At 42.3% G+C, this 11565-nt stretch carries 7 protein-coding genes; 2 read left to right on the forward strand and 5 right to left on the reverse strand.

Annotation, left to right across the window (positions count from 1 at the left end; all coding sequences use genetic code 11):
* Nucleotides 1-191: 191 nt before the first annotated feature.
* A complete protein-coding gene (locus tag FPK91_RS11950; RefSeq protein WP_144211454.1) occupies nucleotides 192-2867 on the forward strand; it encodes a sensor domain-containing diguanylate cyclase in 2676 nt (891 codons plus the stop codon).
* On the opposite strand, the gene rep is transcribed toward FPK91_RS11950, so the two are convergent.
* Nucleotides 2857-4869 (reverse strand): DNA helicase Rep, encoded by a 2013-nt coding sequence (gene rep, locus FPK91_RS11955; protein WP_144211455.1) that lies wholly within the window; start codon nucleotides 4867-4869, stop codon nucleotides 2857-2859. The two genes, FPK91_RS11950 and rep, sit on opposite strands and share 11 nt — an antisense overlap.
* A gap of 211 nt (nucleotides 4870-5080) precedes the next feature.
* Between rep and ubiK the strand changes: the two genes are divergently transcribed.
* A complete protein-coding gene (ubiK, locus tag FPK91_RS11960; RefSeq protein WP_144211456.1) occupies nucleotides 5081-5332 on the forward strand; it encodes a ubiquinone biosynthesis accessory factor UbiK in 252 nt (83 codons plus the stop codon).
* 125 nt (nucleotides 5333-5457) lie between these two features.
* Here ubiK and FPK91_RS11965 read toward each other — a convergent pair whose 3' ends face one another.
* The 4 genes from FPK91_RS11965 to FPK91_RS11980 form a co-directional block, all read right to left on the reverse strand.
* Nucleotides 5458-6612: a pyridoxal-phosphate-dependent aminotransferase family protein gene (locus FPK91_RS11965; protein ID WP_144211457.1), complete on the reverse strand. Its 1155-nt coding sequence runs from the start codon at nucleotides 6610-6612 to the stop codon at nucleotides 5458-5460.
* Nucleotides 6613-6868: 256 nt separating this feature from the next.
* Nucleotides 6869-8410, reverse strand: a complete 1542-nt coding sequence (ilvA, locus tag FPK91_RS11970) for a threonine ammonia-lyase, biosynthetic (protein WP_144214376.1) — start codon at nucleotides 8408-8410, stop codon at nucleotides 6869-6871.
* Nucleotides 8411-8543: 133 nt separating this feature from the next.
* A complete protein-coding gene (ilvD, locus tag FPK91_RS11975) occupies nucleotides 8544-10403 on the reverse strand; it encodes a dihydroxy-acid dehydratase (RefSeq protein ID WP_144211458.1) in 1860 nt (619 codons plus the stop codon).
* A 212-nt stretch (nucleotides 10404-10615) separates the two neighbouring features.
* Complete coding sequence (locus tag FPK91_RS11980) at nucleotides 10616-11545, reverse strand: branched-chain amino acid transaminase (protein WP_144211459.1); 930 nt, start codon at nucleotides 11543-11545, stop codon at nucleotides 10616-10618.
* Between the last annotated feature and the right edge of the window lie 20 nt (nucleotides 11546-11565).

Below are 11565 nucleotides of genomic sequence, written 5' to 3' on the forward strand. Positions count from 1 at the left end.
GACGCACATAATAGGGATAAATCTGCATAGAGTCCACCTTTGTTTGCTTTTTTTTATCTGTTTGCCTAAGTTTTGATACATTTGAGATGTTTTTAAGCATTTTTCAATTTAAACTGAGATTAGTTCACTTTAATAGTGAATTTTCATATACTCAGATGTGGATATTTTTATGAAATGGATTACGGACTGCTATGGAAAAGGGAACCTTCCCAGCTTTAAGCACAAACAACATCAAACACCTTCAAAGAAGAGTGTCTAGACTAAGACGTTTGGCGACAAAGTATAAGCGCTCTGAAATAATACAAAATACTCTGCTTGAAATATCCAACATCGCTACAGACGTAAAATCCCTTGACGCTTTTTACCATGGTGTGCACTCTCATCTTCAAAGCCTTCTTCATGCTGATAACTTCTTCATTGCATCATTGGATAACCAAACTGGCAGTATTAGCTTACCTTTTTTTGCTGATGAAAAAGATCCCCACCCTAGTGAGTTATACCCCGATGAAGAACTGTCATCATTACTAGAGCGAGGTATTACTGGTTATGTGCTCAAAACAGGCGATCCCTTATTATGTGATGAGCAAGCTTTCGAGCAACTAGTGCAGCAGGGAAAAATCGATGACTTAGGGTCGGCTTGTCTGCAATGGCTAGGTGTACCGATTAAGCAAAATAATACCGTCACTGGTGTACTTGTGGTGCAAAGTTACAGTAATGACATAATATATGGCGAGTTAGAGCTCGAATTAATGGGCTTTATTTGCCATCATATTTCTGGTGTTATGGAGCGTCTTCGTCACCATGAAGAACTTGAAAGTGCCATTATTGAACGAACCAAAGAGCTCAGTACTGCTTACGAAAAAGTAAAACAAGAAGTACTGGTTCGCGTCAAAGCCGAAAAACTACAGGCGACACTCTTTCAAATAGCTGAATTATCTGCGTCTGACGTCAGTCAATCTGAGTTTTACCCGCAGATTCATCAGGTGATCAGTCAACTTATCCCTGCCGAAAATTGTTTTATCGCCTTAATCAATAAAGCAACGGAAACAATATCCTTTCCCTTTTATGTTTCACAGATAAATACTGAACATCCCAAGCCTCGATCTCTACAGGATGGATTAACGGAATATATTCTTAAGCATAAGAAGCCGCTACTACTCAGTCAGCAAGATATTCTGTCTATGATTGCAAAGGGAGAAATATATGGCACCAACCCAGCATTAAACCATACTCAAAATATGAAACAGTGGATTGGTATTCCATTATTTATTCATGGAGAAGTTGCTGGCGGTTTAACAATTTACAGCCTGACTGATAAAGATTCATTTGCCCTAAAAGATCTTGAAATCCTGACTTTTATTTCCCAACATATTGCCAATGCAATCGAGCGAAAATTTGCTGTAGAGCAACTTAAACGTAGCCATGAGTTACTGGAAGATAAAGTAGCAAAGCGCACACAAGCTATTGCAGAAATGAATAATAATTTGCAACGTCAAATTATGCAGCGTAAGAAAATTGAAGAACAATTAGTTTACGATGCCCAGCATGACAATTTAACCGGCTTACCTAATCGCGGCTTCTTTATGGAACGATTATCTCAAGCTGTGAAACATATTCGACGTCATAAGAATGAACAATGTGCATTATTGTTTATTGATTTAGATGGCTTTAAGAAGATCAATGATACTTGGGGTCATCTTAAAGGTGACAGGTTTTTAGTAGAAACCTCCAATAGGCTCAAAATATGTATTCGTAATAACGATACCCTTGCACGTTTAGGCGGTGATGAGTTTGTCATATTATTGGACTCTATTTCCCGAAAGCAAGACGCCAAAGATGTCTGTGAACGGATCTTAAAAGCTATAGCTCAGCCTTTTTTAGTTGCCGAACAACAAGTCATTTCAGGCGCGAGCATTGGTGTGGCTTATAGCAGTAAGACAGTCTGTGATAATAGTGAATCTATTTTACGTAATGCTGACACCGCTATGTATCAAGCCAAAGCAAAAGGCAAAGGTTGCTACGTAGTATTTGAACCGCAAACAGATCACCATTTCAATCAAAAAGTGACTTTAGAGCAGGATTTTCAACAGGCGTTAGAACAAAACGATATTGCTATTACATTAGTCCCGATCGTCAATTTTGATGACAATAGTGTTATTGCTTATGAACCCAATTCATCTTGGCAGCACACAACTCATGGCGATATCAATCACCAACAACTACAAGATATCGCCAGTAAAACCCAAACCATCATGCTCTTTGATGATTACCTATTTAAATATATTGATCGCAACTATGCGGCATTATCAGAAAAGTTAGGCTTTGCACCCAACATTCATATGTCACTATCAAGTAAACATATTAAGTTAAAATATGGTTTACGTAGTTTACGTAACACCATTAAAAATGCTCGAATATGCTCTAGTCACTTATGGGTATTTTTTCACGAAAAAGCATTTGTTAAAGACAATAATAATCACATTACGGCCTTTGATTCTTTAGCTGAACTGGGGATAAATATCGGGATTGATGGATATGGTACAGGCTATAGTTCGTTAACTCATCTTAGCTTTTTACCGCTAAAAGCCCTTAAGTTAGATGCAGATATTAGTCAGCATTTACTCCATGAAAAACAACAGCGCCTTGCTACAGCGTATCGCCTCACGGCATCAACATTAGCGTTTGAAATATTTGCAGAGGGGGTTGATACCTTCGAGCAGAAAGAGAGTTTAATCAAGCAGGGTTATTTTCAAGGGCAGGGACAAGCTTTTAATTTGGATAATATTAAACTTGATAGCAAAAATATCGATAATAAAAATGACGTTCAACCGAATGATGAACGCCACTTAGAAAATTCTACTTCTTAAACATATCCCGTAAATTGGCGATATTGCTCTTACCTGTTTGTTGCCTTTCTTGCTCAGTTTGCTTTGGTTTACGGTTTTCCCAAATCAAGTCATCTTGAGGTAGTTCCATTAAAAATCGGCTCGGCTCACAGCGCATGGTTTCACCAAACTGACGACGCTCACGGCACATAGTAAACCACAGTTCTTTCTGAGCACGAGTAATCCCTACATAAGCCAGTCGGCGCTCTTCATCGACATTGTCCTCATCAATACTTGATTGGTGTGGCAAGATGCGCTCTTCCGTTCCCACCATAAAGACAAACGGATATTCCAAGCCTTTTGATGCATGTAATGTCATCAGCTGAACTTGATCGCCACTTTCATCTTCTTGGTTACGCTCCATCATATCTCTGAGCGTTAAACGTGTGACGACTTCTGGTAATGTCATCGGCTCATCAAGATCATCACCTTCAAGCATTTGAGTGACCCACTTATATAACTCAGAAATATTTTTCATTCGCATTTCAGCAGCCTTAGCGCTGGTGCTATTTTCATACAAATAGTCTTCGTAATTAATCTTACGAATTAGCTGCTTAATCGCATCAACAGGTTCACCGCGGTTAGCAACTTCACCGGTATCAACAATGAATTTACCAAACTGATATAACGACGCCATTGCCGCAGGCGCTAAATGATGATTTAGCTCGGCTTGGAAAATAGCTTCAAATAACGAGATATGTTTTTCATTGGCATAATTGCCCAGACGCTCAAGCGAAGAAGGCCCGATGCCGCGTTTAGGTAAATTTACCACACGTAAAAAGGCATTATCATCGTCAGGGTTAACCACTAATCGCAAGTAAGCCATGATGTCTTTGATTTCTGCACGGGCGAAAAATGAAGTACCACCAGAAATTTTATAGGGAATACGGTTAGTCATTAACGCGCGTTCGAGTAACCGCGATTGATGGTTACCACGATACAGAATAGCGTAAGCACCAAATTGGGTACGGCCAACAAATTTATGACGAATAATCTCTGCCACAACTCGTTCAGCTTCTTGTTCTTCATTGGCTGCAAATAACACCCGTAACGGTTCACCGTAAGCAAGCTCACTGAATAAGGTTTTTTCGTACACATGGGGGTTATTGGCAATCAAGATATTAGCTGCACGTAAAATCCGCTGGCTAGAGCGATAGTTTTGTTCCAGCTTGATCAAACGCAATTGAGGGAAATCTTTGCCCAACAACACCAAATTTTGCGGTTTCGCACCACGCCATGAATAAATTGATTGATCGTCATCACCTACCACGGTAAATCGCGCTCGCTCGCCAACCAGCAGCTTCACCAGCTCATATTGGCTAGTATTGGTATCTTGGTATTCATCCACCAGCAAATACTGAATACGCGTCTGCCAGCGAGTACGTACTTCTTCATTATGGCGTAGTAATAACGTCGGTAATAAAATCAGATCATCAAAATCAAGCGCATTATACGCTTTCATTTGTTGGGCATAGCGTTGATACAGCTTGGCAAACAATTGCGTTTGTTCGTCACCGCCACGTTTGAGCGCTTGATCAGGCACCACTAAATCGCCTTTCCAGTTTGAAATGGCACTGGCGAGGGCTTTAATCAGATCTTTATCTTCTTCAAGCTCATCTTCTGTCAATTCTTTCAATAATGCGAACGTATCTTGATCGTCAAAAAGCGAAAATCCCGCCTTTAATCCCACCACTTTATACTCACGCTTTATAATTTCTAAGCCCAATGTATGGAAGGTTGAAATCCATAAGCCACGGGCATCTTTTCGACCCATAGATTGCGAGACACGTTCTTTCATCTCACGAGCCGCTTTATTGGTAAAAGTCACTGCAGCAATATTGCGAGCTTTATAGCCACACTTTTCAACTAAGTAGGCAATCTTGTTAATAATAACCCGAGTCTTACCACTGCCTGCCCCAGCTAATACTAAGCAGGGTCCAGAGACATAGTGAACGGCATCATTTTGCCCAGGATTTAACTTCATGCTGACTAGATTACCAATAACGAAAATAAAGGATCGTGATCATACCAGAAACCAATCCTCTTCCAGAAAATAATTCGATCGAAAATGCATTTGCGATCGTAATCATAAAAGTGCTGTTTTGATTGGCTAACTGCGGTGTTTGCTTTGGAAAAGTACGCAGGCTCAGGTACAATCAGTTTAATTAACAGCTAATTTTAATATGGAATTGATAATGATTAATCCTAAAAAACTTGAAGAAGTTGCCAAGCAACTGAGTGAAAATCTTCCTAGCGGCGTGAAGCAATTCGCTGGTGAATTTGAAGAACGTTCAAAGCAGATTTTACAAAACCAATTAATGAAATTAGATGTTGTTTCTCGCGAAGAATTTGACGTTCAGCAACACGTGCTATTAAAAACCCGCGAAAAACTTGAAGCGCTGCAAGCTCAAGTAGAAGAGTTAGAAAAAAAATTCTCAGCTGAATAATCGGTTTGCTTGTACTCAATAAACATGAGTAATTAGACAAAAAAATGGCATCCAATTGGATGCCATTTTTGTATTAAATTTTATATTAAGTACGCAACTTTATTCGCGCATTGATTTGAAAATGCTTAATTTAACACTTCTTCTAATGCACGTAGGCACAGTGCCACATTCTCACGTCTTGCAGCATAACCCATTAAGCCAATACGCCATGCTTTACCGGCTAATGCGCCAAGGCCAGCACCGATTTCTAGGTTATAATTTTCGAGCAACTGTTTACGCACTGAAGCATCATCAACGCCTTCAGGGATAAACACCGCATTAAGCTGCGGTAAACGGCACGCTTCATCAACAACAAAGGTTAACCCTAGTTTTTCAAGCCCTGCGCGTAATAACTGGTGCATGTCAGCGTGACGTTGCCATGCGTTTTCTAAACCTTCGTTCGCCAAAATTCGTAATGACTCATGTAATGCATATAAAGCATTCACTGGCGCAGTATGATGATAGCTACGCTTACCGCCACTGTCTTTACTGCCCCAATAACCCATAACTAATGTTTGATCGAGAAACCAACTTTGTACTGGTGTTTTACGCTGCTTCAATTTTTCAACCGCTTTGGCTGAAAAAGAAACTGGCGAAATCCCAGGTACGCAAGATAAACACTTTTGGCTACCAGAATAAATGGCATCAATGCCCCAATCATCCACTCGTAGCTCAACGCCACCCAGTGATGTCACCGCATCGACAATGCTTAAGCAATCATGTTGTTGTGCCAATGCACACAAACTCTTGGCATCAGATACGGCGCCTGTAGAGGTTTCTGCATGGACAAAGGCTAAGAATTTGGCATCAGGGTTGGCTTGCAGCGCTGCTTCTACCGCTGATACTGAAACAGGTTCACCCCATTCGTTATCAACCACAATCGCAGTAGCGCCGACGCGCTCAACATTTTGGCGCATACGTTCGCCAAACACCCCGTTACGGCACACGATGACTTTTTCACCGGGCTCGACAAGGTTTACAAAACAGGTTTCCATACCGGCACTACCGGGTGCGGATACAGCAAGCGTCATTTCATTTTCTGTTTGAAATGCGTATTGAATCAGTGCTTTTAGTTCATCCATCATCCCAACAAATAACGGGTCTAAATGACCGATAGTCGGTTTAGCTTGTGCAGCAAGTACTTCTGGATAGACGTCGGAAGGCCCAGGTCCCATCAGTATGCGACGAGGTGGATTAAAAGCATTAATTTTTGATACAACGTTAGATGGTACAGATAACATCAAAGTCTCCTTGGCTCGAGGTCTAGTTAGTAATAGCTCAATGAAACCTACATTTTTTAATTGTTTTTATGCCACCGAATATCATTTCGTTTGTGGCTGCCGTTAAAAGGCTGAAGTGACAATAACACACAGATAACGACAAAATCGCTATCTGCATGAAATTTATTCGAATTAATACCTAAGCTAGATAGATAAAAAGCTAAGTCGGTGAGTAACTCAATAGTTGAATTACGCTTTCTCTAAACTGAGATTTAGCTTACTGACCTGATTGTAAAAATAATTTATAGGCAGGGCTTTGAGTTTCTTCTTGATACACAAAACCTAAATCCGTTAAGAATTGAGCAAACGCTGCATCATCAGTCTTTGGCACTTCAAAAGCGGCCAACACCCGGCCGAAAGCGGCGCCGTGATTTCGATAATGAAACAAGCTGATATTCCATTGGCTTTGTAACGTAGTTAAGAACTTCAATAGTGCACCGGGGTGCTCAGGGAACTCGAAACTGAATAACCTTTCATCTAATGGTTCAGGAGGGTGGCCACCCACCATATAGCGAACATGCAATTTAGCCGTTTCATCATGGGAAAGATCTTGTACTTCAAATCCTTCCGATTCAAGATTCGCGATAATGCCAGCGAGTTCTTCTTGGCCGCCACTTAACCGAATGCCAGCAAATACCACGGCACTTTTACGGCTACTGAAACGATAATTAAACTCGGTCATTGCCCGCTTTTCGAGTAACTCACAAAAGCGTAAAAAACTCCCTGGTCGTTCAGGCACTTTAACCGCTAAAACCGCTTCTTTTTGCTCACCAAGTTCACAGCGCTCAGATACATACCGAAGACTGTGAAAATTCACATTGGCACCAGACAAAATAGATGCGACTTTTAATGGTCGACTTAGCGACTCGTCACCGTCTAACTGTTGCAGATACTTCTTTAGTCCCGCTGTGGATAATGCCCCAGCAGGTTCGGCAATAGCGCGAGTATCTTCAAAAATATCTTTAACTGCTGCGCAAATTTCATCAGACGTAACAGTGACAACATCATCAACATATTCTTTAGCGACTTTAAAAGGTTCTTCACCGATACGTTTAACGGCTACGCCATCAGCAAATAAACCCACTTGAGCCAAGGTTACTGGCTCACCTGCATCTAATGCAGCTTTTAAACAGGCTGCATCTTCAGGCTCAACACCAATAATCTTTACCCGTGGCATCACCGCTTTGTAATAAGCTGCAATACCCGCAATTAATCCGCCGCCGCCAACAGGGACAAATACCACATCAAGATCTCGCTGCTGTTGCAACATTTCTTGAGCGATGGTGCCTTGGCCTGCAATAACATGCTCATCATCAAATGGCGCAATATACATGCGCCCTTCTGTTGCTGCTAAATGTTTAGCATGATCGTTTGCTTGATCAAACGCTTGGCCGAATAACACCACATTGCCGCCTAAACGCCTAACGGCATCGACTTTAATTTCGGGGGTCGTTTCAGGCATCACGATAACAGCACTAATGCCTTTAACCGCTGCTGACATCGCCACGCCTTGAGCATGATTACCCGCTGATGCACACACCACACCTTTTTGGCTTTGCGTATCAGATAAACTGTTGATGCAGTTATAGGCACCACGCAGTTTAAATGAATGTACCGGCTGCATATCTTCACGCTTCAAATACACCTGGCAATCTAAGCGAGCTGACAATTTTTTCATTTCGCTTAAGGGCGTCACCTTTGCCACATCATAAACCGATGACAATAAGGTTTTCTGTAAATACTTCTGTGCTAAAGACATAGGTGCCACATCCAATTTTGTTGCTGAAACTCGTGTACGTTTTGCTTGCGTCGATGACACTAGCGGGTCTGTAATTCCCTTTGGTGTCGCTCGTTTTGGTGTAGCATGAAGCACAGCTGCTTGAGCGGGCATATTATCCCTCCAGCATACTTCTATCACGTATCGCGCCTTTGTCAGCGCTGGTTGCTAATAAAGCATAAGCCTTAAGCGCAAGTGATACATATCGCTCGCGAGAAACGGGTTTCCACGCTAATGGACCTTTGGCATCCATCGCCTTACGGCGACGTTCAAGCTCGCTATCTGATACTGCGAGTTTGATGGTGCGGGAAGGAATATCAATTTCAATAGTATCGCCGGTTTCAACTAAGCCAATGGTGCCACCCGCTGCGGCTTCAGGTGAAACATGACCAATTGATAATCCTGACGTACCACCAGAGAAACGACCATCAGTAATCAATGCACATGCCTTACCTAACCCACGAGATTTAAGGTAAGTAGTTGGGTAAAGCATTTCTTGCATACCCGGGCCGCCTTTAGGGCCTTCATAGCGAATAACCACCACTTCACCAGCAACCACTTCACCACCCAAAATACCGCTAACCGCATCATCTTGGCTTTCGTATATACGAGCTGTACCCACAAAGGTCAGGTTTTCTTCATCGACACCGGCCGTTTTTACAATACAGCCATTTTCAGCCACATTGCCTGAAAGTACCGCTAAGCCGCCTTCTTGGCTAAAGGCATTTTCGCGGGTACGAATACAACCTTCTTTACGGTCATCATCAACACTGTCCCAATAGCAATCTTGGCTAAAGGCAGTTTGCGTTGGAATACCTGCTGGCCCAGCGCTGTAAAAACGTCGCACTGCTTCATCTTTCGTTTGAACAATATCGTATTTAGCCAATACTGATTTTAAATTGCCGCCATTATCCGCCGCCACATGCGGTACGTCGGTATGCAGTAAACCCGCGCGGTCAAGTTCACCTAGAATACCCATCACGCCACCAGCACGATGCACATCTTCCATATGATACTTTGGCGTTGAAGGCGCGACTTTACAAAGGTGCGGCACCAGACGTGACATTCTATCGATATCAGCCATAGTGAAGTCGACTTCACCTTCTTGCGCTGCAGCAATAAGATGCAATACGGTATTTGATGAACCGCCCATGGCAATATCAAGTGCCATGGCATTTTCAAACGCTTTAAAAGAGGCGATATTACGCGGCAGAACACTGTCATCATCATCACGATAATAACGTGTGGCGATATCCATGATGCGTGTGCCTGCTTCTAAAAATAAGTTACGACGCGCGGCATGAGTCGCTAATAAAGAACCATTGCCAGGTAGTGATAAACCTAATGCTTCTGTTAAACAGTTCATTGAGTTGGCAGTGAACATACCAGAGCAAGAGCCACATGTAGGGCAAGCACTGCGTTCAATCTGCTTACTGTCTTCATCACTCACATTGGTATCAGCGCCGGCAACCATTGCATCGACTAAATCAAGTTTGATAATTTTATCTGAAAGCTTGGTTTTACCCGCTTCCATTGGGCCGCCAGAAACAAATATCACTGGGATATTGAGCCTTAGCGCTGCCATCAACATGCCAGGAGTAATTTTATCGCAGTTAGAAATACACACTAATGCATCAGCACAATGCGCATTCACCATGTATTCAACACTGTCAGCAATCAGTTCACGTGACGGTAAGCTGTAAAGCATGCCGCCATGACCCATTGCGATACCATCATCGACTGCGATGGTGTTAAATTCTTTTGCAATACCACCCGCTTCTTCAATTGCGCCAGCAACCAATTGGCCCATGTCTTTTAAATGAACATGCCCTGGTACGAACTGAGTGAACGAGTTAGAGATGGCAATAATTGGCTTACCAAAGTCAGTTTCTTTTACACCTGTGGCGCGCCAAAGGGCACGTGCGCCAGCCATGTTGCGACCTTCGGTACTTGTTGCTGAGCGTAATTTAGGCATTGTCTTATCCTTTCCTTGTTATTCTTTATTAACCATTGTATTTGAATCATTCACATGATGCGGTAACCATTGAAAGTAAACTGATTCAAATTGTCATAGCCGGTTTAATTTATAATTCTTGTCAATTCTAGTGAGGTTTTATTTAGCTAAAGCTCTCTACTTGGCTAAAAGCTTTTACTTCGCTAAAGGCTCTCTGCTTCGCTAAAGGCTCTTTATTTGCTTAGCGGCTCTAGCCAGCCCCACTTATCTTCTGTTTCTCCGGTAAATAAACCAAAGAAGCTTTGTTGTATTTGTTGTGTTACAGGACCACGTTTGCCTGCGCCAACCTCAATACGGTCAACGCTTCTTACTGGCACTATTTCTGCGGCGGTGCCGGTCATAAAAATTTCGTCAGCAACATATAAAAATTCCCGCGCCATCGCTTCTTCAATCACTTCGTAACCGAGCTCTTTGGCTAACACCATAATAGTGTCACGGGTAATACCTTTTAGGATTGCAGCTGTTGCTGGAGGAGTATATATCTTGCCATTTTTGACAATAAATAAATTAGCCCCCGCACCCTCACTAACCAAACCGTTAGTATCTAATGCGATACCTTCGTCAAAACCGTTACGTTTGGCTTCTGTAGAAATGAGCTGTGATGATAAGTAATTACCACCCGCCTTAGCTCCAGTAGGAATCGTATTAGGTGCCAAGCGTTGCCATGATGTCACGGCAACATCAACACCGGCATCCATACTCTCTTCACCGAGGTATGCGCCCCATGAAAAAGCCGCTACGACCATATCACATTGTGCATCAAGTGGCGGGGTGATCCCCATCCCTACATCACCCATAAATATTAATGGACGAATATAAGCGCTAGGTAAGTTATTTTTTACCACAGAATCATTACAAGCTTGCATGACTTGCTCAAAGCTAAAAGGGACATTCATTCGATAAATTTTGGCAGAATCAAACAAACGCTGCACATGGTCGGTTAACCTAAAACCTGCAGGACCTAGGTGAGTATCATAGATGCGAATACCTTCAAATACTGATGAGCCATAGTGCATTGCATGTGTCATCACGTGCACCTTAGCGTCTTGCCAAGGCATAATTTCACCGTTAAACCATATTAGTTCTGATTGTGTCGCTGCCATAGTCTGTCCCTTACTTAATC

This window comes from Shewanella donghaensis, from assembly GCF_007567505.1.
Taxonomy (GTDB): Bacteria; Pseudomonadota; Gammaproteobacteria; order Enterobacterales; family Shewanellaceae; genus Shewanella; species Shewanella donghaensis.